At 50.5% G+C, this 20,981-nt stretch carries 14 protein-coding genes and 2 pseudogenes; 14 read left to right on the forward strand and 2 right to left on the reverse strand.

Annotated features, from left to right (window positions below):
* Positions 1–31 precede the first annotated feature (31 nt).
* The 9 genes and pseudogenes from BLQ82_RS04355 (at position 32) to BLQ82_RS04390 (ending at position 9,718) form a co-directional block, all read left to right on the forward strand.
* Complete coding sequence (locus BLQ82_RS04355) at positions 32–892, forward strand: DUF421 domain-containing protein (RefSeq protein ID WP_062528022.1); 861 nt, start codon at positions 32–34, stop codon at positions 890–892.
* 1,164 nt (positions 893–2,056) lie between these two features.
* Positions 2,057–3,223: pseudogene (locus tag BLQ82_RS04360) on the forward strand (right-handed parallel beta-helix repeat-containing protein); the annotation flags it as partial.
* Positions 3,224–3,371: 148 nt separating this feature from the next.
* Complete coding sequence (locus BLQ82_RS04365) at positions 3,372–4,352, forward strand: aldo/keto reductase (RefSeq protein WP_062528024.1); 981 nt, start codon at positions 3,372–3,374, stop codon at positions 4,350–4,352.
* Positions 4,353–4,520: 168 nt separating this feature from the next.
* Positions 4,521–4,633 (forward strand): annotated as a pseudogene (locus BLQ82_RS33140) (spore germination protein); the annotation flags it as partial.
* Positions 4,634–4,844: 211 nt separating this feature from the next.
* The gene (locus BLQ82_RS04370; protein WP_062528027.1) at positions 4,845–5,825 is read left to right on the forward strand and encodes an AAA family ATPase; all 981 of its coding nucleotides are present in this window, start codon (positions 4,845–4,847) and stop codon (positions 5,823–5,825) included.
* Positions 5,826–5,828: 3 nt separating this feature from the next.
* Positions 5,829–6,917 (forward strand): DUF58 domain-containing protein, encoded by a 1,089-nt coding sequence (locus BLQ82_RS04375; protein ID WP_062528029.1) that lies wholly within the window; start codon positions 5,829–5,831, stop codon positions 6,915–6,917.
* The gene (locus BLQ82_RS04380; protein ID WP_062528031.1) at positions 6,914–8,242 is read left to right on the forward strand and encodes a hypothetical protein; all 1,329 of its coding nucleotides are present in this window, start codon (positions 6,914–6,916) and stop codon (positions 8,240–8,242) included. The genes BLQ82_RS04375 and BLQ82_RS04380 overlap by 4 nt, the downstream gene beginning before the upstream one ends.
* A 34-nt stretch (positions 8,243–8,276) precedes the next feature.
* Complete coding sequence (locus BLQ82_RS04385) at positions 8,277–8,684, forward strand: MerR family transcriptional regulator (protein ID WP_062528033.1); 408 nt, start codon at positions 8,277–8,279, stop codon at positions 8,682–8,684.
* A 113-nt stretch (positions 8,685–8,797) separates the two neighbouring features.
* Positions 8,798–9,718, forward strand: coding sequence for an alpha/beta hydrolase (locus BLQ82_RS04390; RefSeq protein WP_062528035.1), 921 nt, complete (start codon positions 8,798–8,800; stop codon positions 9,716–9,718).
* A 690-nt stretch (positions 9,719–10,408) separates the two neighbouring features.
* Here the strand turns inward: BLQ82_RS04390 and BLQ82_RS04395 are convergent.
* The gene (locus BLQ82_RS04395; protein ID WP_062528037.1) at positions 10,409–12,463 is read right to left on the reverse strand and encodes a beta-galactosidase; all 2,055 of its coding nucleotides are present in this window, start codon (positions 12,461–12,463) and stop codon (positions 10,409–10,411) included.
* 161 nt (positions 12,464–12,624) lie between these two features.
* Here BLQ82_RS04395 and BLQ82_RS04400 point away from each other — a divergent pair, with 161 nt between their 5' ends.
* From BLQ82_RS04400 to BLQ82_RS04420, 5 genes are all read left to right on the forward strand, one after another.
* Positions 12,625–13,467, forward strand: a complete 843-nt coding sequence (locus tag BLQ82_RS04400; protein ID WP_062528039.1) for a helix-turn-helix transcriptional regulator — start codon at positions 12,625–12,627, stop codon at positions 13,465–13,467.
* Positions 13,468–13,587: 120 nt separating this feature from the next.
* Positions 13,588–16,248, forward strand: a complete 2,661-nt coding sequence (locus BLQ82_RS04405; RefSeq protein ID WP_062528042.1) for a hypothetical protein — start codon at positions 13,588–13,590, stop codon at positions 16,246–16,248.
* A gap of 41 nt (positions 16,249–16,289) precedes the next feature.
* Positions 16,290–17,015: an ABC transporter ATP-binding protein gene (locus BLQ82_RS04410; protein ID WP_062528550.1), complete on the forward strand. Its 726-nt coding sequence runs from the start codon at positions 16,290–16,292 to the stop codon at positions 17,013–17,015.
* Positions 17,002–18,390, forward strand: a complete 1,389-nt coding sequence (locus BLQ82_RS04415) for an ABC transporter permease (RefSeq protein WP_062528044.1) — start codon at positions 17,002–17,004, stop codon at positions 18,388–18,390. The genes BLQ82_RS04410 and BLQ82_RS04415 overlap by 14 nt, the downstream gene beginning before the upstream one ends.
* A gap of 30 nt (positions 18,391–18,420) precedes the next feature.
* Positions 18,421–19,509 carry an efflux RND transporter periplasmic adaptor subunit gene (locus tag BLQ82_RS04420; RefSeq protein WP_062528046.1) on the forward strand — a complete coding sequence of 363 codons (1,089 nt, stop codon included), beginning with the start codon at positions 18,421–18,423 and terminating at the stop codon, positions 19,507–19,509.
* Positions 19,510–19,604: 95 nt separating this feature from the next.
* Here BLQ82_RS04420 and nagZ read toward each other — a convergent pair whose 3' ends face one another.
* Entirely contained in the window at positions 19,605–20,954 is a 1,350-nt protein-coding gene (gene nagZ / locus BLQ82_RS04425; RefSeq protein ID WP_082722831.1) for a beta-N-acetylhexosaminidase, read from the reverse strand.
* Positions 20,955–20,981: the final 27 nt, after the last annotated feature.

The raw sequence follows: 20,981 nt of genomic DNA on the forward strand, positions 1-20,981 counted from the left end.
CGTGAATACAGGATAATCGGGAGGTTACAAAATGCCGGAATGGCTTGAGGTAGTTTGGCGCACCGTTTTTGCGGTGGTTGTGCTCTTCTTTTTGACGAAGCTGCTCGGTAAAAGACAGGTTTCACAGCTCTCGTTCTTTGAATACATTACAGGGATTACTGTGGGTAGTCTTGCAGCTTACATCTCCTTGGACACGGACAAAACGTGGCATCTGGGAGTCATTGCGCTAGTTGTTTGGGTTGCCTTTTCCCTGGGAATTGAGTATCTGCAGATCAAGAGCAAGAAAGCCAGAGATTTCATCGATTTTAAATCCACTGTATTGATTAAGGACGGTAAAGTTCTCGAAGACAATATGAAAAAAGAGCGGTTGACCACGGATGAATTGCTGGCAGAGCTCCGGAAAAAGGATGTATTTAAGTTGGCCGATGTGGAATTTGCCATTATGGAATCGGATGGGGCGATCAATGTGCTGCTGACCCGAGAGAACCAGCCGCTGACACCCAAGCACCTTGGGGTGAAGGTAGCACCGGAGCAGGAAACTCAAGCAGTTATTATGGATGGCGAGATCATGGATGAACCCTTGGATGCATTGGGGCTGACACGCGGCTGGCTGCAGGGGAAACTGGAAAAGCTGAATCTGTCCCCCGAAAATGTGTATCTGGGCCAAGTGGATTCCTATGGTGAGCTCACTGTAGATTTGTACACAGACAGTGTTGAGGTCCCGCAAACGCAGGAAAAACCCCAGCTTTACGCCCTGCTGAAGAAATGTGAAGCGGACTTGGAGCTGTTCAGTCTTTCTACCAGCAATGAACAGGCGAAGAAAATGTACGGCCAATGCTCAGAACAACTGCAGAGCCTGCTTAAGCAGCTGAAGCCTTTTGTCCAAAGCTGAGGTTCGGCGTTATAGGATAAGGAGAGTAATAAGGCCCCAAAAACGTATGTGTTTTTGCGGGTCTTTTCTCTATTCTATTGTCATGAAAGGTTCGACAATTCATAGTTCTGTAATAATATTCCGAAAAAACATCTTTACAATTCCAAATATTTACTTATAGTTGAGATTAGGCAGACTGCTGCAAAAAAAAGATTTTTTCTGCAATCTGCATTTCAGTGATGAAGGGAGAGTGCAATGAAATTTAAAATTAAAAGCTGTATTTCGCAAGGACAGCAAGAAAAATACAAGAATGCAACAGCTTGCAACCGGTTCTGAAAAATAAAAAACACTCTGGAGGTAAATGTTAACGTGAAAATAAAAAAGAGATTTGCGTTCACCGCATCAATTGCTCTTTCTGCTGTACTCGCTTTTGGCGGCCTGCAATGGGGTATACCGTCAGTACAGGCGGCAAGCCTCTTCAGTGATGATTTTGAGTCCGGCAGCGCCGGTAATTGGACCAGTACAACAGGCACATGGTCTGTAGTACAGGATGGCAGCTCTCATGTATATTATCAATCCGGCAGCTCCGAAGGACGCACCTCGGCAGGCAGCAGCTCCTGGAGCGATTATAGCGTTCAAGCTGATGTGAAAGTCGATAATTTCAACGGAAACAACCGTACATATGTGTGCGGACGCTATACGGACGGGAACAATTACTATGCCGCTTCGATATCGAATTCGAATGGCGGCACACTGGAAATCCGCAAGAAGGCCGGTGGTGAAAGCACGACGCTCGCAACCAAAACCGGCTATGCCATCACCGCAGGAACTGTCTATGCCGTTAAGCTGGAGCTGAGCGGAGATTCGATTAACATGTATGTGAATAATGTGCTGCAGCTAAATGCACACGATAACATTTTGTCTTCCGGCGGGATCGGACTGATTGCATACAAGACGTCCGCCAAATTCGATAATGTTATTGTAAGCGGTACCACTACTGCTCCAACGTCTACTCCAACGGCAACTGCAACCGCCACTGTAGCACCAACAACGAGTCCGACAGCAGCGCCTACGTCTACTCCTTCACCGACAGCAACGGCAGCGCCTACTGCTACACCAACACCAACACCAACATCAACACCAACACCAACACCAACACCAACACCAACTTCGACCCCGGTTTCAGGTACTTTATATGTAGCGCCTAACGGTGCAGCTGGTAATGCAGGAACGATTGGAAGCCCGACTACCCTGAGATCGGCACTGACTAAGATCGCTGCCGGGGGGACCATCTATATGCGGGGCGGAACGTATTCCTTCTCTTCACCTGTAACTATAGAGCGGGACAACAGCGGTACATCCAGCTCACGCAAGAACATTGTTGCTTACGGAAGTGAGAAGCCGGTGCTTGATTTCTCGGGAGAGAGCTTTGCTTCTACTGAACGCGGACTGCAAATCTTCGGCCACTACTGGAATGTCAAAGGTCTGGAAGTCAAGGGAGCTGGAGATAACGGGATCTTCATCGGCGGCAACTACAACATTATTGAGAACGTGGAGACTCACCATAACCGGGATTCCGGTCTGCAAATCAGCCGCTATGCTTCAACTGCCACGAGCATGAGCGACTGGCCAAGCTACAACCAGGTCATCGGTGTGTATTCCCACGACAACTTTGACCCGGACAACGGGGAAGATGCAGACGGCTTTGCCGCCAAGCTGACGATCGGCCCCGGCAATGTATTCGATAAATGCATTTCGGCCTGGAATACTGATGACGGATGGGATTTGTACACCAAAACGGATACGGGTCCAATTGGCATTGTAACGATCAAGAACAGTGTGGCGTACAAGAATGGTCAAACCTCTGATGGCAACACCACCACCAACAGTGACGGTAACGGCTTCAAGCTGGGCGGGGACAAAATTGCCGTGAACCACATTGTAACCAACAGTGTCGCCTTCCAGAATAAAAAACACGGCTTTACCTACAACAGCAATCCGGGTTCCATTCAATTAACGAACAGTACCTCATGGAGCAATGGACAGAGCAACTTTGCTTTTGATACAGGCACTCACATGTTCACGAATAACCTGAGCTTTGCCGGTGCATCAAGCGACAAAACGAGCGGCACGGATGTTTCCAGCACCAACGTCTGGTGGAAGAGCAATGCCAGCGCGAACGGCAAGGGTCTCGTTGTCAGCAGCGCCGATTTCGTGAGTCTGACTCCTTCGGTTGTGCGTAATGCAGACGGCTCCTTCACTCTTGGCAATTTCCTGAAGCTGGCTACCGGCAGTGATCTGATTGGCTCTGGTACTCCAAGCGGTACAAATATTGGTGCAACCATCCAATAGGGTCTTAGAAGCCTGGCAGCAGAATTGGATTAGAGCCTCCTAGTAAGGACAATCCGCGGAGTACCTTGTTTTTCAATTGCCGCTCACAGCGCTATACTATAGGAGATTGGTAATTATTATCTTTTTAATAGGGAGGCTGCTGTCAGCAATGGAATATGTGAAGCTTGGCTCTACCGGACTTGAGGTCTCAAGGATTTGTCTGGGTTGTATGAGTTATGGGATTCCGGAACGGGGAAATCACTCCTGGACTCTGAATGAGGAGGCGAGCCGGCCGTTTATCCAGAAAGCGCTGGATCTCGGCATTAACTTCTTCGACACTGCCAACGTCTATTCCGACGGAACGAGTGAGGAGATTGTAGGCCGGGCGCTGAAGGATTTCACCACACGCGATGAAGTCGTGATTGCGACCAAGGTGCACGGAACCATGCGCCCTGGACCCAACGGAGGCGGACTGTCGCGTAAGGCGATCATGAGTGAAATTGACCATAGTCTGAAGCGCCTGGGGACAGATTATGTGGATTTGTATCAGATCCACCGCTGGGACCCGGCCACACCCATTGAAGAAACCATGGAGGCGCTGCATGATGTGGTTAAGGCCGGCAAAGCCCGTTACATCGGCGCTTCCTCCATGCACGCCTGGCAATTCCTGAAGGCGCTGCATGCCGCGGAACGCCATGGCTGGACCCGGTTCGTGTCCATGCAGAACTATGTGAACCTGCTGTACCGTGAAGAGGAACGGGAAATGTTCCCGCTCTGCGAAGCTGAAGGGATAGGCGTGATTCCGTGGAGTCCGCTCGCCAGAGGACGCCTGACCAGAGACTGGGACGAGGCAAGTACCCGTTCAACCAGCGATGAATTTGGCAAGCAATTGTACGCCAAGACCGTGGAGGCAGACCGGACTGTAGCGCTCAGAGTCAAGGAAATTGCCGAAGAACGGAGGATTCCGCGTGCTCAAGTAGCACTGGCCTGGGTCCTGCAGAAGAAACCAGTGACGGCACCGATTGTCGGAGCCACCAAAATGGCACATCTGGAGGATGCGGCTGCCGCAGTCTCCATCAACCTTAGCCCAGATGAGATTAAGCGGCTGGAAGAGTCTTACATCCCGCATCCGGTGGTAGGGTTCAGCTGAAGATGTATTAAATTTATACTTACGGAGAGGAATCGGGTGCTGACATGCCCGGTTCCTTTTTGCTGTGAACGCAAGAGGTTTGAGCGACATGGTTCAGCTCTTGCCATTTCCTTTATCAAAGCTTATCAGGCCGATAGAGCCGTTGAACTAGTTAGTTGTTGGCGGAATCAGAAAAGAGCAGTCTCCGAATCACAGAATGAACTGGTGGTTATAGGCCCCAGGAGGCTTTTATCGAGGATGTGCAGACCAACCTGTCACTGCTGCGGCATAAGATCAAACATGCTGTGCCCTGCACTTGAGCAAGCAGAAGGGAAAAAGGGTGATGATCCCCTTTTTTACACTCTGTTCCATGACAATGCCTATACATCCGCTCCAGGATTGGCAGGGCTGTAAAATGACAGCTGCGACTTATCTATTATAAATTGGAGGCGCTTTCTGGTATGATTAAGCTTCAGCACATACCTATATATGGAACGGATGGTGTTAATCTTTATGATGCTTCAGGAAGCTGCCGCACTCATACAGGCAATAAGAGAGAATCTTGCTAAAGTTATTGTAGGTAAAGCGGAAGGAGTAGATCTGCTGTTGACCGCCCTGCTGGCAAATGGACATGTCCTGCTGGAAGATGTGCCCGGCACAGGCAAAACCATGCTCGCCAAAACACTGGCGCGCTCGCTGGACTGCTCCTTCAAGCGTATACAGTTTACGCCCGATCTGCTTCCTTCGGATCTTAGCGGAATCAATTTCTATAACCAGAAAACAGGCGAATTCCAGTTCCGCCCCGGCCCGGTGTTCTCCAGCATTCTTCTGGCCGATGAAATCAACCGTGCTACACCACGCACCCAGTCCAGCCTGCTGGAATGCATGGAAGAACGCCAGATTACCATCGACGGGATAACGCATACGCTGGATGCGCCCTTTCTGGTCATTGCGACGCAGAATCCGGTGGACAGCCAGGGGACCTTTCCGCTGCCTGAAGCGCAGCTGGACCGGTTCCTGATGAGGATTACCACAGGGTATCCGACTTTTGAAGAGGGAGTTCATATCCTTCAGAGGTTCCGTGAGAACAACCCCTTATTGGAAACGTCTGCTGTGGCAACCGGGAGTGAAATTCAGGAGCTTCAGCGGCTTGCTGCAGCGGTAGCGGTCAGCGATGACCTGCTTGGTTACATCACCGCAATTGTTGAAGCGACACGTCAAGCGCCATCCGTCAAGCTGGGCGCAAGCCCCCGTGCCGGCTTCGCGCTGCTTCGTGCTGCCCAGGGCTACGCGCTCATCCGGCAGAGAGATTATGTGCTGCCCGATGATATCAAAGCAGTGGCGGTGCCGGTGCTCGCCCACCGTCTGCTGCTGCAGCGCGGACCGGGTTCCCGGGAAGGGCAGGCTGCAGAGCTTGTGCAGCAGGTGCTGCGTGAAGTGGAGGTTCCGGCGGAACCGGCACCGGCAGCCGCAAGAGGTGGAAGGGTGGAATAGAAGATGACACTGCCCTGGTTCATCATCAGCACATTGCTGCTGATGATGTTCATTTCTGCAATCTATCAGCGGAATGCACTGAAGAAAGTGAATTATATCCGTTATTTCTCGGCACAGGTTGCGTTTGAGGGAGAAACCGTGGAAATGGTAGAAGAGATCAGCAATGGCAAACTTCTGCCCCTGCCTTGGCTCCGCCTGGAATCCAGCATCGCGAGAGGCCTCGAATTTGGAAGCCAGGAGAATCTCGGCATCAGCAGCGGGGAAATCTACCAAAACCATATGAGCCTGTTCTACCTGCGGCCTTATCGTCATATCAAGCGCACCCACCGGGTCCGCTGTGAAAAACGCGGCCTGTTCCGTCTGGATACGGCAACCATGACTACAGGAGACTTGTTTGGCCTTAGCCGCAATACCCAGACCATTCCCTTGCAGCTGGAGCTGATGGTGTATCCGCTAATGGTGGATATGTACGAGCTGCCGCTTCCGATCCACAGCTGGCTGGGTGAGCTTCCCGTCAAACGCTGGATCGTACACGACCCGTTCTTAACGGCGGGTACACGCGAATACAGTCCCGGAGATTCCCTGGGCTCCATCAATTGGAAAGCCACGGCCCGCACTGGACAAATGCAGGTTCACCGCAAGGATTACACTGCCGATTCCCGGCTTATGATCTGCCTGAACATGGAAATCAGTGATTCCATGTGGAGGACGGTTACAGATATGGAGCGGATTGAGCTGGGTATCCGATACGCGGCTACAATAGCCGGCTATGCAGCCGGGCATGGGATTGAGACAGGGTTCCTTAGCAATGGAAGACTGGATGGGGAGAGTGAGCATGAGCCCGTCAATGCAGAGCCGATGGGCCGGCTGGAGGACTTCCTTAGTCTGCTGGCGAGGCTAAGCCTCGAAAGAGTACTGCCCATGAGCAGGCTCCTGGAGCTGGAGGCTGAGAGTGGAAGCACAGATACGGATTATCTGATTATTTCCTGTCACCGCGGCGCTGAGCTTCAGCAGGCGGCTGAGCAGCTCAGGCTGTCAGGGAATGGTGTGGAGTGGCTGGATATTCCCGGTGAAGTGAGGGATAGCGCATGAACGCATTGGCATCAGGCTCTTTAATAACGGCACTAAGGCTCTGGCTGTCCTGTATCGTGGAATGGCTGCTGTTCCTTCCGGTGTGGATCGTACTGCAGAAGTATCTGCAGTCGGGAGATGCTCTGCTTCCCTGGATTTATACCCTGCCCCTTGTCTCCATGACAGGCGCACTCCTACGGCAAAAGTGCAACCGGAAGTGGAAGCAGCTTCTGGCGGCGCTTATATTGGGGGCGGTGGCGGGAGTTCTGGCAGGTGCATTTTCGTTAAAAGAGATTCCACTCTTTGCAGGTGCTGCCATTTGTGCATATCTGGGGACGACGGCTGCCGGCCGGGATAATAGGATCAGATTCTATGTTGCCGGTATGGCAGTATATTTTGCAGCAACCATTGCTTTCGCCAGGATTCCATTGCTGCAGCCGAGTGTAGCAGGTTTAACCTGGAGCGGCAGCCTATGCCTGATCCTGGCCTTGCTGGATTCCAACACCAGCCATTTGCGTTATAGTTCCTTCTCGGGGGCAGGCTCCCCGCTGCCGGCAGGCCTACGGAGGCATAACCGTCTGTTTGTGCTTTTATTCATCGCGGTTGCTGCTGCGCTTGCTGCGGGAGCAGGCAAAGCATTGGGAATGCTCATCTGGCATGCCGCTCAGGCATTCTTCGGCTGGCTAGGCCGTCTCTTCTCCGGCTCCGGCGAGACTGAGCCGCCGGAAGCTCCGCCGCCGGTCATGCCCGAAATGCCGGCGGCAGAAACGCAAGAGCCGGGCCTGCTCTCGATGCTTCTTGATTATGCTTTTTATGCCCTCGGAGCGGCAGTGCTGGCGGTAGTGCTGTATTACGGTCTCCGCTGGCTGTACCGCAACACGGGAGGATTGTGGCGGAGATTCATTGATTCCCTGCTGTCCTTGCTTCGAAGAGAGGCGATTCAGAACAATACCGCCTACCGGGACGAAGAGAAAAGCATCTTCACTTGGGAGAAGACGGTTCAGGGAGTCAGAGATTATTGGCGGAACCGGCTGGCGTATCCTTCCAGACGGGACCGCTGGGATGGAATGAACGGCGGGCGCGAGCGGACCCGCTGGCTGTACCGCCACTGGCTGAATGCTAAACGTGCTGAAGGATATTTGCAGAGGAACTATCTTACGCCGCAAGAAACCATGGCAGACATTGCAGAATGGAATGCAGGGAGAAAGCGCCAACGCAAGAATGAAGCGGCTTCTGCTGCGGCGGCGTCCGCTGAGCTTCTCCATTTCTATAATCAGGCCAGATACGGAGAGGCTGAGCTTTCAGAATCAGAGGTACTGCGGCTGAAAGAAAAACTGAAATTATAATCGTTACAGGTCATTGGCAGGAGGGAGGCTCATCATGGTTACCTATTTACGCGGAGAACTGGCAAAGGAAGCAAACGTGAATATTGAAACCTTGAGGTACTACGAGAAGCATGAGCTGCTTCCCCAGCCGCAGCGGACGGCCTCGGGTTACCGGGTGTATACGGAAGAGACACTTACACGGATTATTTTTATACAGAACGCCAAGAACTGCGGTTTCACGCTGCGTGAAATCAAAAAAGCGCTGAAGAAATCAGAGGGTGGCAATTTAAGCATCCCTGATTTCATTATGGCTATTGAGCGGAAGATGACCGCCGTTGACCTTGAAATTGCCAAACGCGAGAAAACCAGGCTGCTGCTTGGTGATCTGAAAAGAAACCTCGAATCTGCTGAACGGCATCCGGGTGTGCAGGAGACGCTGCAAATCCTCAAGATGGAGGATTAACAACTGGACTATGGAATCAGCCCAATTGCATATTGCCGGCATATTGCTGCTTGACTCTGTACCTGGATACAGGGTTTAGAATGCAGGTATCAAGCGAATGCGGGAGGATGTACATGATGCCAAGTTCAATGGAAATGCTTAATGCCATCAAAAATCATTTGAAGCAAAATAACCAGACTGCCGGAAAAACAGCAGTGCAAATTCGTCTGGAGCTGGCAGAATCCGCCAAACAGCTGCCGCAGCTTCCGGGCATATCTGCCGAGAAGGCAGAAATGCCCGGGCTTCAAGGGGAATGGGTAGATGCCAGTAAGGATCATAATTCGGAGGACAGAAGGAAGGTTATACTCTATTTTCACGGGGGAGGGTTTATCTCCGGAGGCTGTGAAATTTACCGTGATCTGGCTGCGAGAATTTCTGCCGCAAGCGGTGTGCCTGTACTGACCGTAGAGTACCGTCTTGCTCCTGAGCATGTGTATCCCGCCGCCAATGATGATTGTTATGCCGCCTATTGCCGGCTGCTGGAGACGGGCCTTCAGCCGGAGGACATTATCCTTGGCGGGGATTCTGTAGGTGCCACGCTTGCACTCATGACATTGATCACACTGCGGGATTCAGGAGGGAAGCTTCCGGCTGCAGCGTTCCTGCTCTCTCCGCATGGCGATCTCGTTCATCTCGACGGCGACTCCTATGACAGCAAGGCTGAACTGGACCCCACAGGGAGCCGGGAGGGGAATCAGAGAATCCTGCGGGATTACCTCGGCGGCTATGCCGGCGAGCTCCCTGCGCTGCTTTCTCCGCTTAAGCTTAGCTTGCGCGGGCTGCCGCCGCTGTTGATCCAGGCCGGGGATCAGGAAGTGCTGCTGAGTGATGCCGAAAAGCTGGCGGAGCGTATTCGTGCTGAAGGAGGGGAGGTCACTCTTGAGATCTGGGAAAACATGTGGAGCGTATTCCAGATGATGTCCGCTGTGCTCCCTGAAGCACAGGAGGCAATTGGGGATATCGGGAGTTTTGTCCGGAAAACGTGGAAGCTATAAGCAAACTTTATGTTAGAATACGATAATTTAATGTACTTACCATTTTGTTTTCTTTTTTAAAAATCAAATGGTAGTAATTAAATTGGGGGACTATTATGCCTTACACAATGGATGTAAATGTTGCAAAAAATCAAGCGGTTGTAAAAGCTTTTGGACTAAATTGAAGAAGATGTCCCGGCATATACACTAATATTCATAAAAGACGGTTCTATGGAGCTGTCTCTTTTTTGATTAATGATTAGGAAGTTATGATGTTTTTCTGTTGTGGGGAAACCAGCCGGATTCAATAGCCTTTTTTCAACTAACGCTTGCGAAGAAAGAAGCAGATGAACGATATTGAGTGGAAAAAGGGAACTTATTTCTCTCAGAAATCAACAATAGTAAGTTTTAAGTGGAAAAAGGATGTTTAATTGGGTCATATTCCCTAATAAGGGGCGAAATGAGCTGAATTAGTTACCCTTTTTCCACTTAACCTGCGGAGAACAAGGGAATCGGGCAAATCAGTTACCCTTTTTCCACTTGGAATTACTGAAGGACACGTAAAGGGTTCCCCGCAGGTGTTAACGCTCGGACATCTTGCACGAAATACAACAAATACGGACTTTGTAACCTCCAAGACCCTTATTCCCGCCAGGGTGCTGTGCCTAATAAATCCGGTTTTATTTCGGGTTCAGCCAGTTTCTTGAAACTTTAATAGAGCACCCGAACTCCAAATCCCTCCAGCTCACAAGTGCCGGAGAGGGTTTCACCTGTCAGCAGATCGGTTTTATGCTCTTTGAGCGTAATAGTTACGGCTTCTTCGCTGTAGTTCAACAGGAATGCATAGCCGGACTTATCATTGCTGCGGATTTGCAGTTCCACTTCCGGGGGCAGCTCCAGCCATTCATCAGCAGGGGAGCTAAGATTCAGGCTGTCTATGATTTTATAGGCTGCTTCTGCATTAAAAACGGCTCCGTAGTACCAAACTTCACCCATGCCCCGCCGGTTTCGGGTAACCGCAGGTTTGCCGGCATAATAGTCAGACGCGTAGGTGCCCATGACCTCTATAGTGTCCTCTTCCACATGAAGAATATCGTTAAAAGCATCCGCACTAGTAAGTGCCTCAGGATCATTTCCCCAGCGGATAGAAGTCGGCAGGCGGGTGCCTTGGATCATGGTGAATTCTTCAACGGTGATTCCGCACAGATCCCTGGCTGCGCCGGGAAATGGCCGCATATAGCACTGTCCGCGGGTATCCTTGTATCCGGTCCGGCAGCCAAAAATAAGTGTTCCGCCTTGCTGCACATACTGATCAAGCAGTCCGGCAGTCTCATCGCTCATTATCGCCGGATGCGGGTAGATCAACACCTGATACGGAATGAGGTCCTTAAGCGTGGTCTTGCTGCGGATGTAGAGGACATCATTCGGGATATGCCGCTTTTGCAGCGCCTTGAACCACTCCTTGTTGCTCTGCCACATGAACGGTCCGTGCCAGACGTCGTATTCACCGTCCCATTCATTGTCGTAATCACGCACAATGGCAACGTCCGCCTGATTACGGGTGCCTGTAATATGCTTGCCTGCTTCAGCCAGCTCCCGTCCAATCTGTGCGGCTTCCCTGACTCTGCGGTTCGGCTGGTTGTGATAATCATTCAGGCCGTGCCAGTAAATCTCATGGCCCCTCGTTGCCGTCCGCCAGCGGAAGTAGAGCAGCTTGTCCGCTCCATGGGCAATGGACTGATAGGTCCAGAGCCGCATTTGCCCCGGTTTGGGTGAAGGCATATTCATACGGTTAACCCAGCCGCCGGGGCCGGATTGCTGTTCCATAATGCAGAAGTTCGGGCTGATGGAGCGGACCGCCGACAGCGAGAGACTCCAGCTCCGGTCCCGCAGCGGCTCTGCTTCTTCCGGGTCCGTATGAATGCTTGCGAACTGAGGATAGGAGTCATAGCTGAAGAAATCAAGGAGCTTCTCATTCAGCTCATGACTATCCAGATGACCGAACAAGCCATTGGTGGTTACCCATTGGGAGGGGGCCAGTTCACGGATGATATCTGCCTGGATTTTGGCAAAAGAAATCGTATTATCCGAAATAAACCGCTTCTCATCCAGCGCCTGATGCGGGTTAGGCTGTTTGGCTGTAGGCGTGGGACGCGGCAGAAAGACCTGTGACCAGCTGGTGTAGGTCTGGTTCCAGAAGACAGTCCCCCAAGCGTCATTCAGCTGATCCAGCGTTTCGTATTTAGCCTGTACCCACTGCCGGAAGGCCAGGTGGTCACTCTCCGAGTAGAACACATTGATTTCGCAGTTCAGCTCGTTGTCAATCTGCCAGCCGGCTACACCCGGATGATTGGCATAATGCTGCGCAAGCTGTCTGGTGATTCCGGCACAGAGCTCCCGGTACTTAGGGCTGCTGTAATTGTAGTGGCGGCGCATACCATGCTGCAGGACAACTCCCTCATCCGTAACATTCAGGACTTCCGGATAACGTTCGGTTAGCCAGGCGGGAGGCGTGGCAGTGGGTGTGCCCAGAATTACCTTCAGTCCATAGCTGTGGGCCAGACCAATAGCCTTGTCGAACAATTCGAATTGGTAGACACCTTCCTCAGGTTCAAAGATGGACCAGGCAAATTCGGCCAGGCGGACAATTGTGAATCCGGTTTCAGCCATCCGCCGGTAATCGTCGGCCCACAGCTCCTCCGGCCAGTGCTCGGGGTAGTAACATACGCCAAGCTCAAAGGGTTCATTTACGACAGGTTTGCTCATTATAACCTCCAAAGGCTCATTTGTATTATTAAAAATATGCTTTATTCCGGTAACATATCTATTGTATTATCAAGTGAAATGAACAATATATAACAATATATTGCTTTCATATAACGATATTGCTAGATTGTTGCATAGCAAGGAGGGGAGTTGTTCGTCTAATGAATAAGCAATGTTATCTGCCAAAACCGGCCTACACCAAATATGTATGTTATCCGGAATTTCTGGGTCACTACAGCAACTTCCCGCAGCATGCGGAGAGAAGATCGGAGGGACTGCTCAACAGCTATAATCTACATTTGATTTTTGCCGGGGAAGGTTATGTGTTTCATGAAGGGGAACGGATTCCGATGGGGAGAGGCAAAGGATTTCTTTTCCCCAGAGGAGCTTATCAGCAGTACGGTTCCGCTCTGAGCCAGCCCTGGGATGTACGCTGGGTTCATTTTGGAACCGGGCTGCCGCTGCCTTTGCTGGAGATGGTTGATCAGTCGCGGGGCTACTTTTTTACATTTGATCCGGATGCCGGGCTAGAAAGCTTATTCGAAGAGATGTACCGGCTGGGCATGTCCTATGAAACCCGCTGCGAACCGCGGTTGTCGGCGCTGCTGTATGAAATCCTGATCACCTTGCTGCAAAATTCCGAGCCGCAGGACGGTGCTGTCTCCCTGGAGGTCCGGCATTCCATCCGCAATGCGGCGAATATTATCCACAGGGAGTGTGCCGGAGCCTGGACGCTGGAGAGTATGGCCCGGCTGTCGGGTTACAGCAGCTATCATTTTCTGCGTCTGTTCCGGCTGATTATGGGCAAAACTCCGAATCGCTTTTTGACGGACTGCCGTCTGGCCAGAGCCAAGCTGCTGCTTGTATCGACCGGTTTCTCCGTTGCGGAAATCGCACACCAGACCGGTTTTGCCCAATCGAGCTATTTCATAAAAGTATTCCGGCAGTTTGAGGGAATGCCCCCCAACCAATACCGCCGTGCCTTCGGAACCGCTACAAATTAACAGATTATTGCAATTTTCAACAGAAGGTTACAAATTGCAACCAATGGTTACAAATTGGATACAATTACCTCACCTTCAACCTCTATAATAATCCTAGTAAATCTTCTTGGGAGGAAATTAATGAGAAAGCATAGAACTACATATATCGCATTGTTGTTAAGTACTTTTATTATTGGTCAAATGTCTGTTTACCCTGCATCTGCCGCTCCGGCAGCAGCAAACAACGCCGGTTCGAAGGTAACTGCAGCTCCTGCTGCCAGCGCCGCGCCTAAGAATCTGGGGTCCATCCCGCTGGAGGCGGGTGTCAAAGCTACGTTAGAGGATGTTAGTATCTGGTCTCAGTCCGGCGGGAATATTTTGACCTATACGCTGAACTATTCCAACACAGGCGGCAGCAACGCAAGTCTGAACCATTATTTTTCGAGAGTGGTTACTTCCGGAGGCTCCGTTATTCCAGGCAACCCGGTGACCGCCGATGCAGCTAAGAACAAAGTAGTTTCCAAACAAACCGAACGGGTGACCTACTACGTCAACATTGGCAAAATCAATTCACTGAAAGGCCTTAAAGTTACAATGTATGTATGGGACCCCAAAAGCAAAGGTTACCTGAGACATGCCGGAGCCCTTAGTCTTCCGGCTAATTATTCTCCGAGTGCAGTGAGCGGCCAAAGACAGAACATAACCATCAGTAATATTCCTGTCTCCGCAGCCTCTGAATCCCTACAGATCTACAAGTATGGCGGCAAGGTATTCGCAAAGGTTGGCATCAACTTCAGCAATGAGGGGAATAAGGTTCTCACGGACCCCGGCTATACCGCATACCTGATGTCTGCAGGCGGAACTGCATTCGAGCTGGCGCTCGACAATTCGATGGCTGGATATAAAATTCAGCCGCTAGAGAAGAAAACCATCTATTACGTGACTGAAATTCCGCCGTACCTGAAGACCGACAACATGAAGGTGCAATATGTCCAGAGGGATGAGACGCTTAAGTTTGAACTCCCCAAATTTTCGTCCAAGCTTCCTGCGGCTGTGACCCCCGATCTGAATGTCGGCAAAGGTGCTATCAAAAAAATCGGCATTAACAGCAATACCATCGAATTGCAGTTGACTGGCGCAAATGTCTATGGGGAAGATGCCTCAGGGGTATGGACTTTCCAGTTCCGGCTTAAAAATGCCGGCAAACAAGCAGTTGTTCTGCCTTCCTATGATCTTTCGGTTAGAACTGCTAAAGGCACAACTTTCCCGATCAGCTCCAATGGCGTGAGCGGAGTGAGCTTGAAACCCATGGAAGAAAAAGTGGTCCAACTTACCGCTCAGATTCCGCTTGAGGTCGAGCAGAACTCCCTGAAGCTGCAAATGATTGAATCGGTCAGCGGAAACAGCAGCGGCAATGCGCCTGGTACGCCAGCACAAGGAACACCAGGGACTTCGGGATCAACACCTGAGGGATCAGGAACTGGTGGAGCCGCTGGAACCGGAGGTTCTAATTCTCCAGGCACAACAATCTCTCCAAGTGCTACGGCTAAGCTGTCTATTCCTGTCGCTTATTTCGCCGTTCCTTACACACTCCGTGCGGACACGCAAAAAGCTATGAATTACCGGATCACCAATCAATATGGCACGTTCGACTATAGCTTGATGTCTCTCCAGCGTTTTCCATGGAAAAATGACGACATTCTGATCGCCAAGCTGAATATCACCAATACACAATCGGTGAACCTTACCTTACCTGATCTTAAGGGCGCTCTAAAATTGGACAACAACGACTTGTCAGCATCTACGGACCTGTTCATGGAGAAGGAAGCTTCCTCCATTGCTCCAGGGAAAAGTGCAGAGGTATATGTGTTCAGCAAAATTCCTTATACTACGGATTTCAAATCAACACGGGTGAATCTGTACTCTGTAGTGAAAGAAGAAAATGTGCCATTCCTGTCGTTGAACACGAGCAGTGTAACAGATGCCGTATACAAGGTTGACAGAGGCGGCAGCTATACCATTGTCGGTAAAGGTAAAAATGCCAAAGTGCAGGAGAACAAAACAGTCATCTACCAAGGGATTAACTCCAATATTGTTTATACGGAAATGTTCTTGAGCAGTGAAGAGAAAAGACAAAGCAAAATGGCCCGCCTTCAGGCCTACTTTAAAACCGCAGACGGACAACTGTATGAGACCACTCCAGTACAGCCGGATATGGCGGCGACACCTGGCGGCAAGCAGCTGGTTACGTTCTGGGCGAAGCTCCCGAAATCAGTGGATGCCTCGGATGTTACACTCTATTTGGGACCTGGCATCAACGGGAACAAGTTTACAGAGGCTGGACAGGAATCCACAGGCTTCATCAATGTCTCTGCACTGGAACTTAGTCCGCAGTACATTACGCCGGTTAACAATTTGTCCAAGGTTACACTGTATCCTTATACCTTATCCGTTCTTAACTCAGAAGGCCGCAATGCGCGCGGCAGCGATACCATCAATATCACCATGAATTACAGCCTGCTGCGTGATATCAGCTATGATGTCGGTTCTTTCGACCACAAGCTTGTGCTCAAAATGACCGATCCTTACGGACAGACGCAAGAGAAGAGCCTCACGCTTGGAACGGATCTGACGGAAGGGGACAACAACAGATACTCTGTGTCCTTCAGCAGCGAGGCCTACAAAAAGCTGGCTGGCGGAACATACTCCATCAGACTGTATGATGAATTCCAGGGCGAGCGGATCGAACTGGCCAACCAGGCGTATACCTTGAAGATTGAAAGAGCGACAACCAGTGATTAATGGATAAGCAACCGATATCAAAGTACAAAAAGGAGCAGCTTATGTTGCGAGTGGAGAATATATCACATACGTTTAAAAGCGGCAGTGAGGTGACGCCGGTGCTTCATAACATCAGTTTTGAGGTTCACCAGGGCGATATGGTCGCCCTGCTGGGCAGCTCGGGCTCCGGCAAATCCACGATGCTGAATTTGATGGCGGGCCTGATGAAGCCGACGGAAGGTCATATTTATATTGCCGACCAGGATATTGTCAAGATGGGGGAGAACAAGCTGGCGGTATTCCGGCGCAAAAATATCGGGTTCATCTTTCAGGCTTATGAGCTGATCACCAGCCTGACGGTACGCGAGAACGTAGAGCTGCCGCTTGTCTTCCAATCGGTTTCACCGTCGGTCCGCAAGAAAAAATCGCTTGCCCTGCTGGAGGCGGTGGGTATCCCGGACAAATCCGAGTTGTTTCCCTCTCAGCTGTCCGGGGGCCAACAGCAGCGGGTCAGTATAGCCCGTTCGCTGATTACGGAGCCGTCGATTATCTTTGCGGATGAGCCTACCGGTAATCTGGATACCACAACAGAAGAAGAGATTATTAGAATATTAATTGACTTGAACAAAAAAATGAAAACTACGTTCATTGTTGTCACGCATGAGCCTGAGGTGGCGCAGCGTATGCAGCGTATCTTTACGCTTCGTGATGGCCACATGATTACTGAAAAACGCGGTACCGCTGAATCAGAACCTGCAGAGGGGGTCCCTGACAGTGAGAATTCTTGATGTGACCCGTTTGGCATGGGGCCAGATTAAACGGAGAAAGGTTGTAACGGGTCTGTGTATGCTGGGGCTCTCTATCGGCTGTTCGGCTATTGTCGTTGCCTTGAGTCTTGGCGACTCTGTACAGAGCTATGTCAGCCGTGAAGTCACGGCCCAGTTTAAAATGGATGAAATTACCGTGATGCCGAATGAAGGAGTATCGCAAGGCGGCGGCCCAACCGCGACCAAAACAGGGGCCAATTCGAATGTCGGAAAGCTGACTGAACAGAAGCTGGATATTATCAGGGGACTCAAGCATGTTACGGCTGCCGCCCCATTTCAAGATGCAGGATACTTTGAACTCTTAACCGCTGACAACAAAATATCCAACTTCAACTTAGTGGTGACTGACCTCAGCCTGCTGACCAAATATGATTTTTCTTTTCAGCAAGGTGTGCCCAGCAAACAAATAGGCAGCGTAGTGCTTAACTACGGCGCCACGATTGGGCTTATGGATATAGAAACCCAAAAGAAGCTGATGGAGAGTTTGAGCAGCAATTCCTATGACCCTGAAGTAATGCGGCAATATGATGAACTGTCCAGAATGCCTTCAAATTTGTACAGACAGCAGGTTCAATTTAGACATAGTGACTACGAAACTTCAACCGGTGGCGTGAAATCCTACCTCAGCTCCCAGCTTCAAGTGGCTGGCATATTGAAAAAAGCGGATGGCATGAGCGCTGATCAAGCCATGTATGATAAGAAGATTTATGTATCCCAAGAGACTTATGACAGGCTGAAGGATGAATTCAACATAAAGCCGGAAAAACCCGAAATGGGTCAAACCTACAATCAAGCGCTCATCCGGGTAGATAGCCAGGATAATTTACCGCAAGTAGAGACACTGATTAAGAAGCTGACTCTGAACACGAGCAACAACCTATATCAACTGGAACAGCTCAAGTCCCAATTTGCCATGTTCAAAATGGTAGCTTTAGGAGTGGGCGGATTTATCCTGATTATTGCTTCCATCTCCATCATCGTTGCTATGACTATGTCTACGCACCAGCGGCGGCGGCAGATCGGGATTATGAAGGTGCTGGGCTCCAACATGAGGCAGATCCGCACTATGTTCATCATGGAGGCTGCTTTGCTGGGCTTTATGGGGGGAGTGCTCGGGATTGGTTTTTCATATCTGATTGTGGAGGGCATTAACAAGCTCGTCAGCAGCTCTGGACAAATGACAATGGGTACTGGCGAGAGTCTTGTCGTTTCAATTCCGCTGAACTCAATTCCCGTTGGTATTGTTTTTGCAGTATTAACCGGGGTGTTGTCAGGGATATATCCGGCAATCAGTGCAGCAAGAACCAATGCGCTTACTGCGATCAAACGGGATTAGCCATTTTTAAGCTGAAAGGAAGTCACAGGAATGAAGAGGATTATAAAGTGGATTATCATAGTGGCGATACTGGCGGTCGCCGGTTATTTTATCTATGACAAAATGAGTAAACCCAAAGAACAGCTTCAGCCAGTAGAGCCGGCACAGGTCATCTCTTTCCCGGTAACCAAAGAATCAATGACAAAATCTATCCAGATTAAAGGCACGTCAAAGTATGAGCATGAAACCCTGGTCTATGCTCCATTTGCTTCCAAAGTAACGGATTGGAAAGTAGAAAACGGCGGACAAGTGAAAAAGGGCGCAGTGATGTATACGCTGGACACGGAAACACTCAAGAATGAAATTGCCACCCAGGAAGCGACGATCCGCAAGGCTAAATTGGAAGCTGAGCTGAATGCCTTCGTTAGCCAACAAACTGAGGAGTCTGCGGCTGTTGGCGCTACTGAAGCCGAACGGTTAAAAGCGCTGGCCACACAAGAGACTTCAAGAATCGGCGATGACTTAAACCAGGTAAATGCGGAGATTCAAGCACGGGAAATTGCGGACAAGAAAAAGAAGATTCAGTCAGCGAGCTATCGTGCCCCTTCATCAGGGATTTTCCTGTTCGACAATGCCAGTGAAATTCCACGTATGGTAACCGACAACCAGTACCTCGGCAAAATCGTGGACCTCAGCAAATTGCAATTTATCGCTCTGGTGGGTGAACAGGATGTCTTCAACATTAAGCCGGGAATGAAGGTAAAGGTCAAAATGACAGCTTCCAAGGATGTGAAGCTGAACGGTGTAGTGAAAAAGGTATCCAAATTTGCCACGACTGTAGCGGCCAAGGATACAACGACCACCCAGGCGCCACAGTTTGAAGTGGTCATTTCGCTTGAGCCGAATGAGCTTCTAATTGGCGGCCTCAGCTTGACTGGCGAGATTGAAACCTTGCGCAAAGATAACGTTACTGCGGTATCCAACATTGCTATCATTCATGAAGGGGATCTCTCTTATGTCATGCTGGACAAAGGCAATGGACAAACAGAAAAGGTACAAGTTAAAACCGGATTGGAAACTACGGACAAGGTAGAGATTCTGTCCGGACTAAAACCCGGCGACACCGTAGTGCTTCAATAGAACCCGATATTTCAGGGAGACGCAAGACATACAGCCTATGCATATCGAAAAGAAGTAATCGATTCACGTGAGTGGGCGGATTACTTCTTTTCTTGTTATTTAGATAAGTTACTGCGCCAAATTTTTATTTCATTGTTAAGTTCAGTGAGATCAGGGACCGGAACCGGCTTGTCGGTCAACCTGTATTTCTGCTTCAGAGCCAAAATACGGTAGACACTTTCGTTGATCCGAGACTCGTCGAGCATACCGCCGCGAACACCTTGGAGCAATGCCTTGCGGGCGAGCTGTGCATTCTCATAACCATGAGCGATGAGCAGGATATCGCTGCCTGCATTAACGGTCTTTATCGCTGCGGTGCCAAGGTCAAAATGCTTCATAATGGCTCCCATGGTCAGGTCGTCCGTAATCACCACGCCCTGGTATCCCATATCACCGCGAAGCTGGTCTCCGATGATCATCCGGGACAACGACGCCGGACTGTCGGGATCAATCTTGGGGAACAAAATATGCGCCACCATTACAGCATCTGCCTGCTCCTTGATGGCGGCCTGGAAGGGGATCCATTCCAGCTTGGCGAGCTGGGGAGCTGTTTTGTCCACCACCGGGAGATCCAGGTGAGAGTCGACAGCAGTATCCCCGTGCCCGGGGAAATGCTTAACTACGGGCACAACGCCTTCGCTCGCTATGCCGTTCATTTCGGCAACCCCCAGCTTGCTCACTATGCTGGCTGAGCTGCCAAATGAACGGTCGCCGATGACAGGATTGTCCGGATTGCTGTTGATGTCGAGGACAGGCGCAAAATTCATATTGAACCCTGCTGCCAGCACTTCCCGGGCCAGCAGCTTGCCCATCGTCCCGGCTGCGTCTGTATCATTGCTCCTGCCCACTTTGCCGTTTGAGGGGATAGAGGCATATTCCTTAGGCATCCGGCTCACCTTGCCGCCTTCCTGGTCGACACTCATGAATAGCGGGGCAGGATTCGCTGAGTTGCTCTTTTTCAGCGCATTTATTAGATTGACCATACCTTTCAGATCCTTGATGTTGTCTGCATACAGGATAATTCCACCGGCTTTGTCTTCAGTGATCATCCTTTTTGCTTCTGGCTCCAATGTGGTGCCGTCAATCCCGACCAGCAGCATTTGCCCGATTTTTTCTTCCAGTGTCATTCCGGCAATTTTCCTGGTCAGCTCGTCAACCGCTTGGAAGGGGGCCGGACTTGACTCAGCAGCCGGAGGCTGGGAAGCCGCCGGGGAAGAGGATGGGGTTACCGGCTGCTCCGTCGCAGCGCCTGTTGCTGGGGACGGGGCGGGAGCGGAGGTCCTGGATGGTGTGGCAGCATTGCTGTTGCATCCCGTTGCAAGCAGCAAGAGCAGGATAAAAGCCGATAAAGTGAGTATGCTATAATACCTGTTTTTCATTTTTTTTAGAGGTTTTAACCCTGACATAGGAGCCTCATCATCCTTCCTTTTTGA

The organism is Paenibacillus jilunlii (assembly GCF_900102965.1).
Lineage (GTDB): Bacteria > Bacillota > Bacilli > Paenibacillales > Paenibacillaceae > Paenibacillus_AQ > Paenibacillus_AQ jilunlii.

What these genes read in the sequence shown, in the direction of transcription:
- BLQ82_RS04355 (WP_062528022.1), top strand. Translation starts at nt 32, where the DNA reads ATGCCGGAATGGCTTGAGGTAGTTTGGCGCACCGTTTTTGCGGTGGTT.
- BLQ82_RS04370 (WP_062528027.1), top strand. Translation starts at nt 4,845, where the DNA reads ATGATGCTTCAGGAAGCTGCCGCACTCATACAGGCAATAAGAGAGAAT.
- nagZ (WP_082722831.1), bottom strand. Translation starts at nt 20,954, where the DNA reads ATGTCAGGGTTAAAACCTCTAAAAAAAATGAAAAACAGGTATTATAGC.
- BLQ82_RS04400 (WP_062528039.1), top strand. Translation starts at nt 12,625, where the DNA reads ATGAATAAGCAATGTTATCTGCCAAAACCGGCCTACACCAAATATGTA.
- BLQ82_RS04395 (WP_062528037.1), bottom strand. Translation starts at nt 12,463, where the DNA reads ATGAGCAAACCTGTCGTAAATGAACCCTTTGAGCTTGGCGTATGTTAC.
- BLQ82_RS04410 (WP_062528550.1), top strand. Translation starts at nt 16,290, where the DNA reads ATGTTGCGAGTGGAGAATATATCACATACGTTTAAAAGCGGCAGTGAG.
- BLQ82_RS04375 (WP_062528029.1), top strand. Translation starts at nt 5,829, where the DNA reads ATGACACTGCCCTGGTTCATCATCAGCACATTGCTGCTGATGATGTTC.
- BLQ82_RS04390 (WP_062528035.1), top strand. Translation starts at nt 8,798, where the DNA reads ATGATGCCAAGTTCAATGGAAATGCTTAATGCCATCAAAAATCATTTG.
- BLQ82_RS04365 (WP_062528024.1), top strand. Translation starts at nt 3,372, where the DNA reads ATGGAATATGTGAAGCTTGGCTCTACCGGACTTGAGGTCTCAAGGATT.
- BLQ82_RS04385 (WP_062528033.1), top strand. Translation starts at nt 8,277, where the DNA reads ATGGTTACCTATTTACGCGGAGAACTGGCAAAGGAAGCAAACGTGAAT.
- BLQ82_RS04420 (WP_062528046.1), top strand. Translation starts at nt 18,421, where the DNA reads ATGAAGAGGATTATAAAGTGGATTATCATAGTGGCGATACTGGCGGTC.
- BLQ82_RS04380 (WP_062528031.1), top strand. Translation starts at nt 6,914, where the DNA reads ATGAACGCATTGGCATCAGGCTCTTTAATAACGGCACTAAGGCTCTGG.
- BLQ82_RS04405 (WP_062528042.1), top strand. Translation starts at nt 13,588, where the DNA reads ATGAGAAAGCATAGAACTACATATATCGCATTGTTGTTAAGTACTTTT.